This window comes from Marinococcus tarijensis (assembly GCF_054971385.1).
In genome coordinates, this window is sequence record NZ_JBQOJA010000014.1 from 53,006 (window position 1) to 70,906 (window position 17,901).

General features: G+C 47.3%; 20 protein-coding genes. 9 read left to right on the plus strand and 11 right to left on the minus strand.

Annotation, left to right across the window (positions count from 1 at the left end):
* Window positions 1–236 precede the first annotated feature (236 nt).
* Window positions 237–1,088 carry a glycosyltransferase family 8 protein gene (locus ACTTK7_RS09655; protein WP_462867748.1) on the plus strand — a complete coding sequence of 284 codons (852 nt, stop codon included), beginning with the start codon at window positions 237–239 and terminating at the stop codon, window positions 1,086–1,088.
* A gap of 34 nt (window positions 1,089–1,122) precedes the next feature.
* On the opposite strand, the gene ACTTK7_RS09660 is transcribed toward ACTTK7_RS09655, so the two are convergent.
* The 5 genes from ACTTK7_RS09660 to ACTTK7_RS09680 form a co-directional block, all read right to left on the minus strand.
* Window positions 1,123–1,818: a Na-translocating system protein MpsC family protein gene (locus tag ACTTK7_RS09660; protein ID WP_462867750.1), complete on the minus strand. Its 696-nt coding sequence runs from the start codon at window positions 1,816–1,818 to the stop codon at window positions 1,123–1,125.
* A gap of 355 nt (window positions 1,819–2,173) precedes the next feature.
* Window positions 2,174–3,481, minus strand: coding sequence for a Na+/H+ antiporter family protein (locus ACTTK7_RS09665; RefSeq protein ID WP_462867752.1), 1,308 nt, complete (start codon window positions 3,479–3,481; stop codon window positions 2,174–2,176).
* Between the two features lie 126 nt (window positions 3,482–3,607).
* Window positions 3,608–4,060, minus strand: coding sequence for an N-acetyltransferase family protein (locus ACTTK7_RS09670; protein ID WP_462867754.1), 453 nt, complete (start codon window positions 4,058–4,060; stop codon window positions 3,608–3,610).
* Between the two features lie 170 nt (window positions 4,061–4,230).
* Window positions 4,231–5,949 carry an assimilatory sulfite reductase (NADPH) hemoprotein subunit gene (cysI, locus tag ACTTK7_RS09675; RefSeq protein ID WP_462867756.1) on the minus strand — a complete coding sequence of 573 codons (1,719 nt, stop codon included), beginning with the start codon at window positions 5,947–5,949 and terminating at the stop codon, window positions 4,231–4,233.
* A gap of 27 nt (window positions 5,950–5,976) precedes the next feature.
* Window positions 5,977–7,830 carry an assimilatory sulfite reductase (NADPH) flavoprotein subunit gene (locus ACTTK7_RS09680; RefSeq protein ID WP_462867758.1) on the minus strand — a complete coding sequence of 618 codons (1,854 nt, stop codon included), beginning with the start codon at window positions 7,828–7,830 and terminating at the stop codon, window positions 5,977–5,979.
* 307 nt (window positions 7,831–8,137) lie between these two features.
* On the opposite strand from ACTTK7_RS09680, the gene comGA reads away from it, so the two are divergent.
* From comGA to ACTTK7_RS09720, 8 genes are read left to right on the plus strand one after another with little or no spacing between them, the layout of a single operon-like run.
* The gene (comGA, locus tag ACTTK7_RS09685) at window positions 8,138–9,142 is read left to right on the plus strand and encodes a competence type IV pilus ATPase ComGA (protein ID WP_462867760.1); all 1,005 of its coding nucleotides are present in this window, start codon (window positions 8,138–8,140) and stop codon (window positions 9,140–9,142) included.
* Window positions 9,139–10,179 (plus strand): competence type IV pilus assembly protein ComGB, encoded by a 1,041-nt coding sequence (gene comGB, locus ACTTK7_RS09690; protein WP_462867762.1) that lies wholly within the window; start codon window positions 9,139–9,141, stop codon window positions 10,177–10,179. Before comGA ends, comGB begins: the two co-directional genes overlap by 4 nt.
* A gap of 15 nt (window positions 10,180–10,194) precedes the next feature.
* Entirely contained in the window at window positions 10,195–10,347 is a 153-nt protein-coding gene (locus ACTTK7_RS09695; RefSeq protein WP_462867764.1) for a hypothetical protein, read from the plus strand.
* Window positions 10,340–10,639, plus strand: a complete 300-nt coding sequence (comGC, locus tag ACTTK7_RS09700) for a competence type IV pilus major pilin ComGC (RefSeq protein WP_322525795.1) — start codon at window positions 10,340–10,342, stop codon at window positions 10,637–10,639. Before ACTTK7_RS09695 ends, comGC begins: the two co-directional genes overlap by 8 nt.
* A complete protein-coding gene (gene comGD, locus ACTTK7_RS09705) occupies window positions 10,639–11,091 on the plus strand; it encodes a competence type IV pilus minor pilin ComGD (protein ID WP_462867766.1) in 453 nt (150 codons plus the stop codon). Before comGC ends, comGD begins: the two co-directional genes overlap by 1 nt.
* The gene (locus ACTTK7_RS09710; protein WP_462867768.1) at window positions 11,075–11,401 is read left to right on the plus strand and encodes a hypothetical protein; all 327 of its coding nucleotides are present in this window, start codon (window positions 11,075–11,077) and stop codon (window positions 11,399–11,401) included. Before comGD ends, ACTTK7_RS09710 begins: the two co-directional genes overlap by 17 nt.
* Window positions 11,304–11,816, plus strand: a complete 513-nt coding sequence (locus ACTTK7_RS09715; RefSeq protein ID WP_462867770.1) for a competence type IV pilus minor pilin ComGF — start codon at window positions 11,304–11,306, stop codon at window positions 11,814–11,816. Before ACTTK7_RS09710 ends, ACTTK7_RS09715 begins: the two co-directional genes overlap by 98 nt.
* Window positions 11,752–12,165, plus strand: coding sequence for a hypothetical protein (locus tag ACTTK7_RS09720; RefSeq protein WP_462867798.1), 414 nt, complete (start codon window positions 11,752–11,754; stop codon window positions 12,163–12,165). The genes ACTTK7_RS09715 and ACTTK7_RS09720 overlap by 65 nt, the downstream gene beginning before the upstream one ends.
* Window positions 12,166–12,201: 36 nt before the next feature.
* Here ACTTK7_RS09720 and ACTTK7_RS09725 read toward each other — a convergent pair whose 3' ends face one another.
* Genes ACTTK7_RS09725 through ACTTK7_RS09750 form a run of 6 tightly spaced genes read right to left on the minus strand, consistent with a single transcriptional unit; the run spans window position 12,202 to window position 17,854 of the window.
* The gene (locus tag ACTTK7_RS09725; RefSeq protein WP_462867771.1) at window positions 12,202–13,224 is read right to left on the minus strand and encodes an MTH1187 family thiamine-binding protein; all 1,023 of its coding nucleotides are present in this window, start codon (window positions 13,222–13,224) and stop codon (window positions 12,202–12,204) included.
* A gap of 8 nt (window positions 13,225–13,232) precedes the next feature.
* Entirely contained in the window at window positions 13,233–14,651 is a 1,419-nt protein-coding gene (aspA, locus tag ACTTK7_RS09730) for an aspartate ammonia-lyase (RefSeq protein WP_462867773.1), read from the minus strand.
* Window positions 14,652–14,687: 36 nt separating this feature from the next.
* Window positions 14,688–15,659, minus strand: a complete 972-nt coding sequence (locus ACTTK7_RS09735; RefSeq protein WP_462867775.1) for an ROK family glucokinase — start codon at window positions 15,657–15,659, stop codon at window positions 14,688–14,690.
* A gap of 4 nt (window positions 15,660–15,663) precedes the next feature.
* A complete protein-coding gene (locus tag ACTTK7_RS09740; RefSeq protein WP_462867776.1) occupies window positions 15,664–15,864 on the minus strand; it encodes a YqgQ family protein in 201 nt (66 codons plus the stop codon).
* 60 nt (window positions 15,865–15,924) lie between these two features.
* Window positions 15,925–17,106, minus strand: a complete 1,182-nt coding sequence (locus ACTTK7_RS09745; RefSeq protein WP_462867778.1) for a rhomboid family intramembrane serine protease — start codon at window positions 17,104–17,106, stop codon at window positions 15,925–15,927.
* Complete coding sequence (locus ACTTK7_RS09750) at window positions 17,099–17,854, minus strand: HAD family hydrolase (protein WP_462867780.1); 756 nt, start codon at window positions 17,852–17,854, stop codon at window positions 17,099–17,101. Before ACTTK7_RS09750 ends, ACTTK7_RS09745 begins: the two co-directional genes overlap by 8 nt.
* Between the last annotated feature and the right edge of the window lie 47 nt (window positions 17,855–17,901).

Consider the following 17,901-nt stretch of genomic DNA (forward strand, 5'->3'; position numbering starts at 1 on the left):
TTAATTTGTTTCAAAAAGATGCATGAAGGATATATGTATAGTTACCTGCATATTTTTATGCTGTTTTTAAAAATGAATAAAATCCGCTTCAGCAGCAATGAGTTAGACCATTGGGAGCTAATCATAAGCTGAAAAGAAAAAGCCTGACAGCTGATTCTTTTTAGTTCCAGGCATGCATCGGGTGCTTCTGTGACTAAAACAGATTATTACTATTACCCCACGAAGGAGTGCTTGTTATGTCTTATTCTTCTCCCTATATTGTTACGACTGTAGCTGACGCCAATTATGCGGAGCATACAGCCGTTTCCCTGACTTCGCTGCTTACGAACACAGCCAGGCCGGAAAGAATCGAATTTCATGTTATTGAAACCGGGTGGAGCAGCTATCAAAAGCAAATGCTCGAGCAGCTCGGAGCTCATTTTAAATCCCGTGTCGTGTTTCACGCCATCGACACAAACAAATATAAAAATCTTTTTCAGGCAAATCACAAATATTCCTATCATATTACCAATGCTGCCTATTACCGGTTGTCCATTCCGTACTTGTTTACGGATGTAGACAAAGTATTGTATATCGACTGTGATACTATCATTCAGGAAGACATTACAATTTTATGGAAGATTCCTTTGCGGCGCCAGGTTATTGCCGCAGTAGAAAACTTTGGCGGATTTTACCGCAACGACGATTTATTCATGCCGCCGGATGCTAAGTATTTCAATTCCGGCGTTATGATGATTCAGGTGACGAATTGGAAAAAACAACAGGTGACCGACCAGGTCGTACAGTTTATCCAAAAGCATGAGAGCCGAATGCTTTATCACGATCAGGACGGCTTAAACGCTGTGCTTTACAACCATTGGTTCGAGCTTCATCCTAAATGGAATACAATGACCGATATGTTTTTGAAGGCTGTGCCTGATACCCGTCAGGGAAAAAAGGTGATGAGCGCTGCCGAAAAGCCGGCGGTTATTCATTTTACCGGTCCGGAAAAACCCTGGCAGCCAAACACTAAACATCCTTTAAGGCATTTGTATCATGAATGCGCTGCCCAAAAAGACGAAATTGTCGTAAAGCCTACTTCCCTTTAATACCGGTGCCGCTCTTTTAATCAAAAGAGCGGCTTTATTTTGTCTCAGGCTCCTTGCTGCTGCAGACAAATATTAAATAATTAATGTCTTTATCCACGTCCCAGATAATAAATGGATCGATCACTTCCCGCGGCATCCGTGCCAGTAAATCTGTTTCTTCAATAATGCCTTTTACGAGGGACGTTTTTGCTGCTTCAACTTTCTCTGCATATCCTTCTTCAAGAAGCTGGCGTTCTACCGGAGTCAATACATTCGTTCGTTCAATCAGCACTACGCGGTGATTTAAAGGTTTTGTATTTACCGAGGCAGACAGACCTTCTTTGTTTTCTCCTGCTTTTTTTACGACGCTGTTTAACTCCTCCTGCCACTTTTCCACAATCCCCGATTCCGCAGGCGCATCAACTGTACCGAAAATTACTCCGGAACGTTGATCGAGGTTCCAGTTTGTATAAATATCGAGTATTTCCTTTCCGGTAACCGCTTCGAGTTCTGATTTTATATCTGCATAGAGAACGCTCATCAGCATCTCTCTTAATTCTTCCACTTTCCTGCCTTCGTTTTTTTGAATTAAAATTTGTTCCATTGGTACTAAAAAATCACGGATATGGACACAAAAATAAGGCGGAGCCCACGTAGTATGTACAGAGATCGGACCTTTTCCAAAGCTTTCCCTCAAAACCTTTCCAATAAATCCAGCTATCGCTGATTGTACTTCCTTTACTTCTGACATCACATTCTTCTCCTTTTCTTCCAAACATCATTTTGTTTTGCCTTCGCCCTTTCGCGGTCTTCACAGAAGAAACGCAGGCTTATAAAAGCATAAAAAAAGCCACAGAGGAAAAATATCCTTTGTAGCTTACCGTTTAGCTCAACTGTCTAACGATCCTGCATCATTTACTGTTTATTAAATTTTATAGGGAGCCGCCTGAGACGACTCCCGGGGTTTCATTTCCTGGCAGTGTAACGACTTATTTTCAGCCCTATTGTCTAAAAATTTCTATCGTTCGTATAAAACATACATTGTTTATTCATGTTTTACTTTACCTTTTTTGGACTAATTTTGCAATCCATTTGCTGCGGGAATCCTACAGAAGAAACGCTGCAGCCAGTCCGCAGATAAACAGCGGAATGTTGAAGTGTAGGAATGTCGGTACACATGTGTCCCATATATGATCATGGCGTCCATCGGCATTCAAGCCTGCAGTCGGACCGAGCGTGCTGTCAGAAGCCGGAGATCCTGCATCCCCAATTGCCCCCGCGGTGCCGATTAAAGCTGCAGTGGCGAGCGGAGAGAAGCCGAGTGTGGCACTCAGTGGCACAAACAACGCCGCAAGAATTGGAATCGTCCCGAATGAAGAACCAATACCCATGGTGATCAGCAGTCCTGTTAAAAGCATTACCAAAGCCCCGAGCATCTGGCTTCCCCCAAGAACATCCGATGTAACTGCCACTAACTGCTCTACTGCTCCGGTGTCCTGCAGCACAGTTGCATAACCGGAGGCGAGCAGCATTACAAAGGCGATCATTCCCATCATGCGAACTCCGTCGTTCACCGTCTGATCGGCCTCTTTCACCGGAACGATCCGGAAGATAAACATAGCTGCAATACCCATCAATGCACCAATCACCAGCGACTCTGTCCATACCTGTACCAGCAGCGCCAATACAATCGCTATCAGCGTCAGCAAATGCGACAGCCGAAATTTTTTCGTATCCTTCAGGGAAGCCTCTGCTTCCGTAACATCTACGCTTCCGGTGTCCATTTCTTTGTCTTTGCGGTACGTCACGAATACAGCTATCAGCAGACCGGCCACCATCCCGCCTACTGGAATAATCATTGCCTGCCAGATCTGACCGAAATCAATATCCATGCCATTTTCGTTCATGCTTTCAAAAATAATATTGTGAAAAATTAACCCATAGCCTGCAGGAATCAGGATATACGGCGCCTTTAAACCGAAGGTCAAACTCACGGCCACAGCTCTCCGGTTGATTTTCATATGATCAAACAAATGCAGAAGCGGCGGTATAAGTATTGGAATAAAAGCAATATGTACCGGAATAAGGTTCTGTGATAAACAGGCCACTCCTGCAATTGTCAGAAGCAAAGCCGCCCGTTTATTTTTTAACAGCTTCACCAGATTCGTCACTAAAAATCCTGTAATACCTGAATAGCCAATCATAACTGCAAAAACACCGAGCAGAATGTAGCTGAGAGCGGTGTCAGCCCTCCCGCCCATACCGGATACGAGCATTTCAATGGTATCGGTAAATGACAGGCCGGCCAGCAGTCCTGCCGTCACTGCTGCACCCATCAGTGCCAGAATGACATTCAGCCGGAAAAGGCTGAGCACAATCAACACCAGGACTGAAACTATAACTGCGTACTCCACTTTGTTTCCCTCGTTTCTCTTCATTTATCGTTTATGTACATAGATACAGTTTAAACGCACAAAGAAGATTTTAGCATAGATCCTTTAGTCTGCTCAAACTTTATCAGAGTAAAATATTTTGCTTAATTAAAACTCCCACTCGTAATGCGTCCATGCGCTTTTGGCCCCGCCGAGTGATTCGTAAAGTCTGCGTGCTTTTTTATTACTCCGGTCTGTTTCAAGCACCATGCCGGCAAAATCCTCCGACTGCACGTAAGAAAGAACAAATTCGAGAAGTTCTTTTCCGTAATGCTGTCCCTGGAATTCGGGATAAATATACAGATCGTTTAAGATCGCTGTTTTTTTAACCTGAAGGGTACTGAATGTCTGATATAAGGTAGCAAAACCGATCAATTCGCCGTAATGCTCCACAATAAACTGGATGCCGATTTCCGGCTGGGCCAGAAGCTTTTTGATTAACGTTTTTAATTTACCGATGCCGGGATCCGGATGCTCGTAATGATCCACAATATAGGTCTGCATAGCTTCTGCGAGACTGGGGATATCTTCTGCTTCTACGGTTCGTATTCTTATACTCATGACGGCCTCCTGCATAGTTCGATTACCTTGCGTATAATTGTTTTAACGCACTATATTTCATCTTATGGCACATGGAAACAGGGTACAACCCTGAAAAAAGCACTGAAGAAAAAATAGTCCTTTTAAATTCACAGAAAAACGGGAGCCGCTTATGCGCGCCCCCGTTGTTATCAGTCATGAAAATTCATTCCGTCTGTAGTTGCTTTAACGTAGTCTGCGCGGATAACAAAATCCCCGAAATGCTCTCCCTCGTAACGCTCCTTCGCAAAACGGGCAATCATCGGTTCGAGTTCACTTAAAATTTCCTCTTCCCCGATGTTTTCCCGGTAAAGCTTGCTCAGGCGGTCTCCGGTAAAGCTTGCGCCTAAATACATATTGTATTTTCCGGGTGCTTTTCCGATAAAGCCGATCTCTCCGAGCGCTGACCGGGCACAGCCATTTGGACATCCCGTCATCCGGATAATAATATCTTCATCCCGAAGGCCCTGCTCTTCAAGCATCACTTCAAGTTTATCGACCAAAGACGGAAGATAACGCTCTGCTTCCGCCATGGCGAGTCCACAGGTCGGAAAGGAAACACAGGCCATCGAATTGCGGCGGAGAGCGGAATAATGCTTTCCGTCTGTCAGACCGTAATCCTCGATCAATTTGCTGATCTGCCGTTTTTTATAGCTCGTAATATCGGATATGACAACGTTCTGGTTCGGCGTCATCCGAAAGTCGCCGGTATGAATTTTGGCTATTTCCCGCAGGCCGGTCATCAGCTGATAATTTTCTTCATCCTTGATCCGTCCATTTTCAATAAACAGGGTGAAATGCCACTTACCGTCGTTGCCTTTGATCCATCCATATTCGTCTCCGTTGCTTTCAAATTCATACGGACGGGCAGCTTCTATTTCATAGCCGAGCCGTTCATTCAATTCGCTTTTCAGCCATTCGACACCGTAGCGGTCAATCGTATATTTGAAACGGGCGTTTTTCCGGTTGGAGCGGTTGCCGTAATCGCGCTGAATCGTCAGCAGTTTTTCCGCAGTATTTACCGCTTCATCTTTTGGCACATATCCGATAACGCGTCCAAGCTGCGGATACGTATCCGGCTCTCCGTGTGTCATTCCCATGCCGCCGCCGACTGATACGTTAAAACCCTGCAGCTCCCCGTCTTCCACAATGGCAATGTAGCCGATGTCCTGGGAGAAAACGTCAATATCGTTGGACGGCGGAACCGCCACCCCGATCTTGAACTTTCTCGGCAGGTACGTTTCACCGTAAATAGGCTCCACTTCTTCTTTACTGTCTGCCACTTTCTCTTCATCCAGCCATATTTCATGGTAAGCCGTGGTGCGCGGCAGCAGATGGTCGCTAATCTGTTTGGAATACTCATAAACTTCCCCGTGCACATCGGATTGATTCGGATTCACATTGCACATAACGTTTCTGTTCACGTCCCCACAGGCGGCAATCGAGTCCATCATGGCTGCGTTAATCTCCTGCAGGTTTTTTTTCATATTCCATTTGAGAATCCCGTGCATTTGAAACGTCTGGCGGGTAGTCAGCCGGAGAGTACCGTTTCCGTATTTATGCGACACCTCATCCATTGTGAGCCACTGTTCCGGCGTAATGACCCCGGCCGGCAGGCGGACACGGAGCATAAACTGATAAGCTGGTTCAAGCTTTTGCTGGCGGCGTTCGTTGCGCAGGTCCCGGTCGTCCTGCATGTAGCTGCCGTGAAACTTCATCAGCTTTCCATCTGCTTCAGGAATGCTCGCAGTAATAGGGTTTGCCATCGTTTTAACAAGCGTACCGCGTAAGAAGTTACTGTCTTTTTTCAAGTGCTCCATTCCATCTAACGGGGCATCCTGAATGTTTTTTAAGCTGCTGTATTCTGACATATGCGTTTGGTTCCTCCCCGGTAGTTATTAATATACATCACGCTGATAGCGTTTTTGCTGCTGCAGATCGAGCATGTACGCTTCAGCTTCTTCATGTGTCATATTTCCTTCTTTTTCAAGCACTGTCACCAGGGCTTCATGCACGTCATGGGCCATTCGTTTTTCATCTCCGCAGATGTACAGAAACGCACCATCCTGCAGCCACTGATAAACTTCTCCGCTATTTTCGAGAATCCGGTGCTGGACATATACCTTTTCTTCGTTATCCCTTGAAAAGGCTACGTCCATTTTTGATAACGAGCCCTCTTCAAGCCATTGCTGCCATTCTGTCTGATACAGAAAGTCTGTCCGGAAATGCTGGTCTCCGAAGAACAGCCACGATTTGCCGTCCGCCTCGACTTCTTCACGTTCTTCAACAAATGAGCGGAACGGTGCAATGCCAGTTCCCGGACCTACCATAATAACAGGGGCGGACGGGTTATCCGGAAGTTTGAAATTCGGGTTGTGCTGAATATAAATAGGGAGCGTATCTCCCGGCTCCGTGCGCTCTGCACACTGTCCGGAGCAGACACCTGTCCGTGGTCTCCCGTGCGCATCGTAGCGAACGGCTCCTACGGTTAAATGCACTTCATCAGGATTGGCGGAGGGACTGCTTGCAATCGAGTACAGGCGCGGCGGTATTTTCCGTAAATTACCGACCACGTCTGCAGCTCCCCCCTGCCATGGCCCGTAATCCTTCAACAGATCCAAAAGGTCACGTCCTTCGAGATATGAGCGCAGGTCATCCGCCTGTTCTGTTTCCAAAAGCTCCGGGAGTTTTTCATTGTTTGTCAGCCTGCTCATTTTTTCAAGCAGCGGTTTCGTTAAAACCGTAATTTCAAAATGAGAGAGGAGCGCTTCACGAAGCGAGCGAATATCGCCCTGCTTATTCAATACTACTGTTTCTTCCGGATTCCAGTCCATTTCGCGAATCAGCTGATCAACCAGAAGCGGATCATTTTCCGGAAACATGCCGAGGCTGTCCCCAGGCTCAAAAGTCAGGCCTGATCCTTCAAGCGAAAGCTCTACATGACGGGTTTCCTTTGCGGAGCCCCGGCCATTTAAATTAATATTTTCCAATATTTCCGCCCGGAACGGATTAGTTCTTGAATATGACGGCTGTTCCGTGGCAGAGGCAGCTGGCGCGGCCGCTCCTGCAGGGGCTTCTGCCGCCTGCGCCGTTTCTTCCTGAAGCTCGTTCAGGCTCGAAAGAACACCCTGGATCCATTCTTCGGCATCATCGTCGAAATCAACATCGCAGTCTACTCTTGGATACAGACGGGTGCCTCCAAGCTCTTCAAGCCGCTGATCAAAATCCTTGCCTGTCTGGCAGAAGTATTCGTAGGAGGTGTCCCCAAGCGCAAGTACGGAAAAACGTGCATCTTCGAGTTTCGGCGCCTTACGCCCGTTCAGAAACTCATGGAAGGAAATAGCGTTATCCGGAGGATCGCCTTCCCCGTGTGTACTTACAATGACTAATAGGTTTTCCACCTTTTTCATGTTTTTCGTCTTAAAATCGTCCATCGAACTTACAGTTACATTGTAGCCCTGATCTTTAAGTCTTCTTGAGCTGTCTTCTGCAATCATTTGACCGTTACCAGTCTGGGAACCAAATAAAATGGTCACTTCCTTGGAAGCCGCCTCCGCCTGGGACGTCTGGGGTACAGCCGCTTCCTGGACAGCCGGCGCTTCAGCTGCTGCCGGTGCAGCACCCGAAGCTGCCTGGGAAGCCAAATATCCGCTTAACCAAATTTTCTGATTTTCTGTTAATGTCGGCAGGAGCTGGTTCAGTAAATCTACCTGCTCCTGGCTAAAAGGACTATTCGTAACCTGCAATTGCACTCTCTCCACCTCACAAATAAATTTAACTGCAATCTAAACGTTCTGAGGACAAAATAATTTTCTCTTTAGCTTTATCTTATCCATGTATATAAACTGGTCATTTTATTATGGTCAATTTTATCCGTATAATTCTTATGTGTCAAGTTGGTTTTAAATTCCTGACGGAATATTGGGATGCCCTTTATATTTTATCACACCACTGCTTCCGTTACGCTTTTCTTAAAAAATTAATACATTGAAAAAAATGGTAGATTATTCCTTTGTTTTACCATATAATAAAATTACTTTTCAGAAAGAAGGTGAGGCCTTGACCAACATCGAATCATTTACACGGCAATTGATCCATCAGGCAGCGGCCGCCGGCGCATCAGATATTCATCTGCTGCCGTCTTATTCAGAAGCATCTGTCTATTTTCGTATCAATGGGCACCTTGAGCTTTCAGATACGTATTCCGCAGCTTTCGCTCACCGGCTTATTACGCACTTAAAGTTTAGGGCCGGTATGGATATCGGCGAACGAAGGCGTCCGCAGGATGGCTCACTTACTTACCGCTCGCTTCATCCCCCTGTACAACTCCGTTTTTCCACCATGCCTTCAGAACGTATGGAAAGCTTTTCCATACGGCTGCTTCCGCAGACTTTTCAGTTTACCCTCCCGCAATTGTTTTTAACTTCCACCACTACACGCTCGTTCGAAGACGTTCTTGCCCACCGTAAAGGATTGATTCTTTTGACTGGCGCTACCGGGTCTGGTAAATCCACCACCCTTTACGCCATGCTCGAGCACCTGCTTGCCTCCCACCCGCAGCGTATTATTACTATCGAAGACCCTGTAGAGCTCCGGATACCCGGCTGCATTCAGACCGAAGTTAACGAAAAAGCGGGGCTTACCTACGCATCTCTTCTGAAAGCTTCTATGAGGCATGACCCAGACGTTATTATGATTGGAGAAATACGTGACACTGAAACAGCACAGCTGGCACTGCGGGCAGCACTCACCGGCCACCTGGTTCTCACTACACTGCATGCTGGCAGTACCTTTGGGGTCCTTCGCAGACTGCTGGACCTTGGCCTTTCAAAAACAGACCTCCTTGAAACCACCACCTTCATTGCCCACCAGCGGCTTATTTCCACCACTTCTCTTTCCACCCCCGGACGCTTAGCGCTATTTGATTTTTCCACCCGAAAGGATATCCATTCCATGCTTGATTCCAATAAACCACTCGAGTCACCCCGGATAAATGAGCAGCTGAAGCGGGGTTATGCGCTCGGCTTGTTTGGCAAGGAAGCCTTTGCGGAGACCAGGGTATGAGCAAGCTGTTAAAAAGAAGCTGGAAGCCGGAGGCTAAAGCACTGTTTCTTCAACAGCTGGGCGAGCTGCTCGGCAGCGGGTATCATCTGGATCAATCCATACAGATGCTTTCCTGGGAACAGCCCGCTTTCGTCACCGCTTCCCTCCGCAGCATACGAAGAGACCTACGCAGCGGCCGGGAGCTGCATGAGCTTTTACTTGAACACTATTTTCCCTCTGACATTGCTGCTTTTGTTTATTTTGCGGAGCAGTCCGGCCGTCTCTCTGAAGGATTGACTGCAGCAGGTAATCATTATATGAGCCGCCTCGAGGCCTGGAGCAGCTTCCGTAAAGTTCTGTATTACCCGTTATTTCTTCTGTGGCTGCTGATAATTCTCGCTTATGTATTTGTCCGCTACCTTTTTCCACAGTTTCTCGAGCTGTTTGAACAGCTGAGCATGGATCTTCCTTTTTACACCCGGATGGTGATGAAAATGATTTCTGCTGCCCCTTTTTTCTTTGTCTTTATTTTTATTCTGCTCGCCGGCTTCGGAATATTTTATGCTTTGGCTGTCCGCCCGAAACCCGCCTCTCGTCGGACTCTTTTTTGGACCAGGCTGCCGTTTCTCCGTCCTTTTATTACTATGAGAACTACCGCTTCTTTCACTGAACAGTTCGGCTATCTGCTCTTAAATGGACTGTCTCTTTCCGAAAGCTGCCTGGTATTAAAAAACCAAAAGCATTCCCCGCTGATTCAGGAAGAAGGTGCGCGTATTGAACAGATGCTCGCTGCCGGGACTCCTCTGCCGGAAACGTTCCGGCGACCGTGGTACCTTGAAAGCCTCGGCCAGGCGGTGCAGTACGGCCAGTCTATTGGAGCACTCGGCCAGGTGCTTGTGCAGTACAGCAGCCAAACGCAGCACAAACTCGAAACAGACATCCAGCGGATGACCATGACTGCCCAGCCCATTCTTTTCTTTTCAGTCGGCATTCTGATTTTAAGTCTTTTCGCTGCAGTATTTTTACCTATGTATCACATGATTACTTCCATACAGTAAAAGGAGTGACCTTCCATGCAAATACCTCACGATTATTTTTCTGAACGACTCACGGTACTTGAAAAACGCTTGACGGATCTTGAAACGCAGAAAGAAGAAGACATCGCTTCTTTATTAAAGATGCTTCGAAAATCCCGCCCTTCCAGAAAGGAAAAAACATATGCTTAAAAACAATAAAGGTTTTACTATGGTGGAAATGCTGATTGTGCTGCTCATTATTACTGTGCTTCTTTTAATTGCTATCCCGAACATCGGTACAAACAACCAGGTCGCACAGTCCAAAGGATGTGACGCCACCATCCAGCTTTTAGAAACCCAGGCTGCTGCTTATGAAGTTGAATACGGCAGCGAACCGTCTTCCCTTCAGGATCTCGTTGACGCTGACTATGTTGAAACGACCACCTGCCCGGACAACACTCCGCTTGTATATAACAACGGAGCCGTCAGTAAAGGATCCTGATGCCTCTTTTCAGTTCGAAGGGCTACACCTTCCCGGAGGCTATCATAGTACTGCTTGTGTTTAGTGTGCTTGCCGCTGTGCCATTTATTCATTTCTCTTCGGCCTATGATAGCGCACGTGAAGATCATTTCGTTCAGCAGCTGCAGGCTGATCTCGTTTACAGCCAGCACTATGCCTATACTCACCATACAGCCACCCGTCTCGATTGGAAGGAAGATAAGGGCTACTACGCCCTTATAGGCAACGACCGCAGTGAACCTTTAATCCAGCGCGACATCCCCGAAGGCTTCTTTGCTCCTACTGCCTCTAAGCTGCAGTTTCATACATTGTCTTATACCGAGAAAGGAAATATTAAAAAAGCTGGCACAATAGCTCTTCACGGCCCGTCCCGGTCGTACCGGTTTATATTTCAAATCGGAAGGGGGCGGCTGCGCGTTGAGACACCTTCGTAATGGATTCACGCTGATCGAAGCCGTCAGTGCCCTATCGCTTCTGTTCGCTGTCACTTTATTTATGCTCCCTCTTCTCCATCAGACTTATCAGACCTGGAACAGCCAGCAGCTGTATTACGATCAGCTGTATGTGATGGAAAAGGAAGCAGGGCGCATTCATCAGTCTGCCTCTGCCGCAGTCACTGCTGCTACCTATTCGAAAGGAAGGATCCATGTTCAGATTAAAGAACACGAAGAAGGATATAAAGTGTGTACTTCGATCGAAGGGAGCCGGAACAAACAGTGTGTTTACGTCCTTCCGAAGCAATAAGGGGGTGACACTTCCTGAAATGATTATTACTCTTTTGCTGTTCAGCCTGTGGGCACTGGCCGCCGCTAAATTCAGCAGCCTTCTTTTAACTGATGTCCCGTCTCCCGATACCGAAGCACGTTTATTCGTTCAGCAAATGGAAGAAGATATGCAGATTGCTCAGTCATTAACGTATGAGAAGCAACGGTTTTATATTGAATCCGGACAAAATACGTACGAATATTTCATGTCTAACGGACGGGTCGTACGCCGGGTGGATAACGAAGGATTTGAAATTATGCTCCAGGAAGCTTCTGCCTTTTTTGTGGAGACAGGAGACTACGGCGCAGACGTGGAAGTGATTTTAAATAATGGGCAGTACATTCAATCGTTTCTTTCCTATCATGCAGCGACGAAGAAGCTCTTCCCTTCGTAAAAGTGAAGGCTTTATTCTTCCTTCCACTATTTTCTTTCTTTTATTCATTTTCTTATTTATGATACTCGCTGCCGGGCTTTTAAAGCTTCAGCTTCTGCAGCAAAATGAAGAGTTTGGCTCCCTGGATGTAAAATGGATGATCCGGAATGCCGAAAATATTTATATTGAAGCACCTTCTGAATCCGGCAGCGTATCGATGCCGGATGGCACCGTCGAGTGGAAAGAATCCGGGAGCGGCGAAATCAAATTCACTGCCCGTCACCGCCTGGGATTTTCCAAGCAGGTAACTTATCCCGCAGAATGGAAAGCCTCTGTTTATGAAGCTCTTTCTTACCCGGAACATAGGTAAAGCCGGCAGAGTTAATTCTGCCGGCTTTCGTATTGGTTACTGCTTTCGTGCATTCCGTACTGATTCCATTTTCTTTTTCATCTGCTTGCCTTCTGCATCACGGCGGTCGTCAATGCGAATATTTGTTGATACACGCTGATAGCCTTCTTCAAAAGGAATTTCGTGTATTTCTCTGACGGCCTGAAGCAGATCGTCAATATTTCCTTCGAGAAGCGTACTCATTGGCGTCATTTCAATATCAATTTTATCATTGTGTTTTTCAAGCACGTCCTGAATTTTTGCTACTGTGTCCGACATCCCGGTTCCCTGTTTGTCTACAGGAGAAACTGTCACATCAACAATTGCCATAGATAACTGCTCCTTTCGTTTTCTTCCGGGCCGGTGCGGGAATTCACATTCAGCAAGCACCCGAAACGCTGTAATCGCTATTTGAACGTGCAGCTTCTCCGGCTCAGAACATGTGATGTTTCGTTGAAGCCAGTATGAAGGCTTCATCCATATATTTCTGCTGCCGTTAAAGTGCCGCTGAAGCACTTTTTCTGCCAGGAAAGCCATTGGCAGGGATATATAAGCACTGACAGCTATAAAAACGTTTCCCGGAGAAGAAACAATGTAAACCGGAGACGCCATTACAAGAAACAAAACGAAGTATATAAAAACAATGTTCGTGGAGCAGTGACGATTTGTAATCGATGCCCTTCCTACTCTTTCCCACGAGCTTTTTTCAGGCACGCCGGTAAAGCTGAAAACTTTATGCTCTGCGCCGTGAAACTTTTTGAGCTGCTGCGGAAAAATAAAATGAGTCCCCATGATAAACAGTAAAAACGAATATAAAGGAAGCAGCTGAAAAATGGCCGCTGTGAGCCAGGCCATAGCTGTTAGCTTATACCAAATGGGCATCGCCCCTATCACCACTGCCGCCACTCTTAAATAAGACCGCATGGAAAGAGGGTGCAGTTCAGCATGTATCTTTCCTTCACTGCCAACATAGCCTCTGCTGATAAAGGAAGCTCCAAAGAAAAACACGCCGCGCTGATAGGAAAGCCCGCGAATTTTCATGTCGGCTGTTACTCGCCGTACATGAATCGTGAACCGGCGATCCCCGGTTTGGTCATTTCCTTGGCATCTAAAATTTCATCGAGCTCCTCTTCAGACAATATCCCCCGTTCGATGCAGATCGAGCGTACACTCTGATCTGTTTCAATCGCTTCTCTTGCTATTCTCGCAGCTGTTTCATACCCAACGTGCGGATTGATGGCTGTAATAATGCCTACGCTTCGTTCTACCATGCTCCGGCAGTGTTCAATATTGGCTGTTATTCCTTCAATAGTAAATTCCCGGAACACCTTCAGACCATTCTGCAGCACCGACAGGGACTGAAGCAGATTAAATACGAGCACCGGCTCCATGACATTCAGTTCGAGCTGGCCGGCTTCCGAAGCATGGCTGATCGTATGGTCATTGCCGATGACCTGGAAAGAGATCTGATTGATTAATTCACACATGACCGGATTCACTTTTCCGGGCATAATGGAGGAACCCGGCTGACGGGAAGGGAGGTTAATTTCATTCAGGCCGGTTCTCGGCCCGGAGCTCATCAGCCGGAGATCGTTTGCCATCTTGGACAGGTTAATCGCATGTACTTTAAGTGCTGCTGACAGTTCGGTGTAGGAATCCGTATTCTGCGTTGCGTCCACAAGATCAGTAGCACTGTAAAACGGCATTCCTGTCTGCTCAGCAAGAATTTCTGCTACCCGGCCAATGTATTCGGGCATCGCATTGAGTCCTGTGCCTACAGCTGTCGCCCCGAGGTTAATTTCATACAAATGATCCACTGACCGCTTAATGCGGCGCAGGTCTCTCGTCAGCACCCGGCGGTAGGCACCGAATTCCTGGCCGAGACGGATCGGCACGGCATCCTGCAGATGCGTACGTCCCATTTTAATAACATTGTCAAACTCTTCTTCTTTTTCGCCCATCGCTTCGATCAAATTATCGAGCGCAGTTACAAGTCCCTGTGAAAGACGAAGCGCCGAAATGTGAATAGCTGTAGGAAATGAGTCGTTGGTGGACTGGGCCATGTTCACGTGGGAATTCGGACTCACCCTAAGGTAATCCCCTTTTTCACCGCCCAGTAATTCAATGGCGCGGTTAGCAATAACTTCGTTTGCGTTCATGTTAAAGGAAGTCCCCGCCCCGCCCTGAATAGAGTCCACGATAAATTGATCATCAAATTTACCTTCGATCACTTCGTCTGCTGCTTCTATGACCGCCTGAGCAATAGATTCATTCAAAAAGCCCACTTCGGCGTTGGCAGTTGCCGCTGCTTTTTTTACGTAGCCGAATCCTTTAATCAATTCCGTGTGCGGCGGATAGCCGGTTATTGGAAAGTTTTCTTTTGCCCTCAGTGTCTGAATTCCATAATAAGCATCTTTAGGTACTCTCTTTTCTCCTAAAAAGTCACGTTCCACACGGTAGTTTTCCATGTTTTTAGCCCCTTTTTAACGATCATTTTTTCTATTTTATCCGTTCAAGTAATGATTTTTAGCCAGCCAGGCGGCCCCTGCCACCCCAGCGTCGTTCCCGAGATCGGCAATAACAAAATCCGTTCCTTTTTTGACCTTGTCGAGCGCAAACATATCAAAATGAGCGCGCAGCGTCTGCAGTAAGTCATCACCGGCAGCAGCCACTCCTCCTCCGATCACGATTCGCTCCGGATTCAGGGTGTTGGCCATATTGCCGACCGCAAGTCCCAGGTAATACATAGCGTGGTCAATCACGCCGGCACAATACGGGTCCGCGGATGTGGCATAGGCGAACAAATCCTTGGTCGTAATCTCTTCCCCGCGCTGGTGCACATCATAAATCGGAGAGCCTTCGGCTTTGTCGATATGCTCCAGGGCTCCGCGTACCATACCTGTTGCTGAGGAGATGGTTTCCAGGCAGCCGCGTTTACCACAGTTACAAAGCCGGCCTCCCTCCGGCTTTACGGTAATATGGCCGATTTCCCCTGCCATGTTATCTTTGCCGTTCACCAAATCTCCGTTAAGCACAATACCTCCTCCGACTCCCGTGCCGAGCGTGATAAAAATCATATCCTGGACGTCCGTCCCGGCCCCTTTCCAGTATTCGCCCGCCGCTGCAAGATTTGCATCGTTATCGAGCGCCACGGGAAAACCGAGCTTTTCTTCGAGAATACGTGCGACCGGGTAATCCTTCCATCCTATGTTTGTTGCGAATTCAATAATGCCATTTTCTATGTCGATAAAGCCGGGAAGCCCCGCCCCGGCGCCCGCGACTTCCGTAAGTGGAATATTTTTTTCGTTCAGTTCTTGCTCAATCGAGGCGGCAATTTCATCGAGCACGTATTTTCCGTTTTCTTCCTTGCTGGTTGTAATGCTCCATTTATGCTGCATGTCACCGTCCTGGTCAAAAAGCGCCATTTTTACCGCGGTGCCGCCGATATCGATTCCGATCACGTATTTTTCAGCCATTTGTCTACCCCTTTTCCTGCTCGATTCGTCGTTCTCTTTTTAGTGTTAACAAAGCATTCTGATACATTCTGACATCCAAAAGCCCATTTTTATAGGCCTCTCTGATTTCTTCTTCCATTAGATCTAAATCCATGAGGCGATTTTTCGTATAGATGAAGGCTCCGACCGTGCGCAGCCACATCCGGATTTCTGTCATGGATTCCATAGTTATCCTGCTTCCTTTCATTATAGCAAGCGAAGAGCGTTTTTCTACTACGTATTTTGATTAATTCCACCGATACATACCAATCGCAAAAAAGACGGCAACCACTAAAACAAAAAATGCAAACGCTCCTATTCGCATGACCTGCCAACGATGCCCTGGCAGATGTACAAAGACGGAGGCGATAAATCCGCCGACCAGACCGCCAATATGGGCTCCGTTATCCACTGCCTGCACGGTAAACCCAAATACCAGGTTAATCCCGAGAATAACAAGCACGTTCATGCCAAGCGTACGGAAAAACAGCCGCTGATGGGCAAGCCCCAGATATAAAAGTGCTCCGAAGCAGCCAAAGATAGCACCGCTGGCCCCGGCTGACACCTGTTCATTCATAGCAAAGCTGACCGTCGATGCAAATACACCCGCGGCAAAATAAATGATAATAAAGCGCGTTGTGCCGTAAATACGTTCTGTGATGCCGCCAATAAAAAACAAGGCCAGGCTGTTCATAAACAAATGCAGAAAACCAATATGCAGAAACATAGCAGTAATGAGCCGCCACCATTCTCCGTCTACAATCCCCGGGTTATATTTCGCCCCAAGCTCGATGAGAGTGTTGACGTTCATACTGCTTCCCGCTCGTTCCAGCACTAAAAAAATCACGGCAAGCAGTGCCAGCACAATATAGGTCACAATCGGCTTCCCGCTTGAAAAAAAGGACATGTCCTGCTGTTCAAGCTCCCGCTGCTTTTTTTCCGCCTGGCGGCGGTAAAAGGAGGCTCTTTGTTCGTGCTCTTCGGGTTCGAGTTCTTCCTCCAGGCCGCCCCATGTCCATTCATTGGTTTTTAGATACGTACTGACAGACGGGGGCGTATCCGCCAGGCCCCGCCCGTTGTCATCAGCGAACAAAAAGGAGCGGGCTTCGCGGTCTCCGCTCTCCATCGGCTCTGTCATATCCGCCGGAGGATAAGAAGTAATATATACGTTCGCAAATTTTGCTTTACTCAAGGCGAGCCGTCGTTTCCACCCGTGAAAGCTTTTTTCCGCTTCATGCCTGTCTTCTTCCAGCCGCCCGAGGCGTTCATATTCAACCCTCGCCATGCGCACAACCCAGGGCTGTCCGTCGACATCCCCCTGAAGCCATACACGCTTCCGGTCCGGACCGACGTCAATCAGGCGGAAGGATTCTTCCTCCATCAGCTGCTCTGTAAATTTCCAAAACTGGTGAGCTTCCCGTTTAGACATCCGAACTCCGTCCTTCTTCGACTATTTCTCTTAAATATGATGCTGCCTGATTGAATTCACTAAACTCTTTTACTGGATGTGCTGAAGGTCCTGCTTTCTCTCCGCGGGTGTTCACATAGATAGCTTCCCAACCTGCATTTTCCGCTCCCTTTATATCGTGGGCCCACGAGTCGCCGACAAACAGCGCCCGTTTTTCCCGGCTGTCCAAAAGCTGCAGTGCTTCATCAAAAATTGCCGCTTTCGGCTTCGGAGCTTCGGCCATTTCAGAAATAAAAAGATGACGGCGGTCGATCCAGCGATCAAGCTCAAGCTGATAAAACTTTTCCTTTTGCAGTTTCTCTGATCCATTTGTAATAATCCCCAGGCGGACATTGCTTTTTGTGAGCGATTCCAACAGACCAGGTACACTCTCAAACAGTTCGCTGAATTCCGGCAGCCGCTGCTCGTACTCCTGATGAAACTCGAGTGCTTCCCGGCGTGACGACGGGAGCCCGAACGCGTGCATCGTTTCTGCATACCGCTTTGCCCGGTACTGCTCCTGCGTAAGGCTGCCTTCCTCATATTCCTGCCAAAACAAATCACAGTGATATTTAAACACTTCGAACCATTTGTCTTCATGAACGAAGGGAGCTTCTTTATTCATCTGCTGTCTGATGGAAACAAACACAGCTTTAATTGTTTTTTGAAAAGCTTTTTCGTGATCGTAAAGAGTGTTGTCCAGATCGAAACAAATCGTTGACCAGCGCATGTACTTCTGCCACCTTTCTTCCTTCCATTATAGCAACCTCCCGCTAA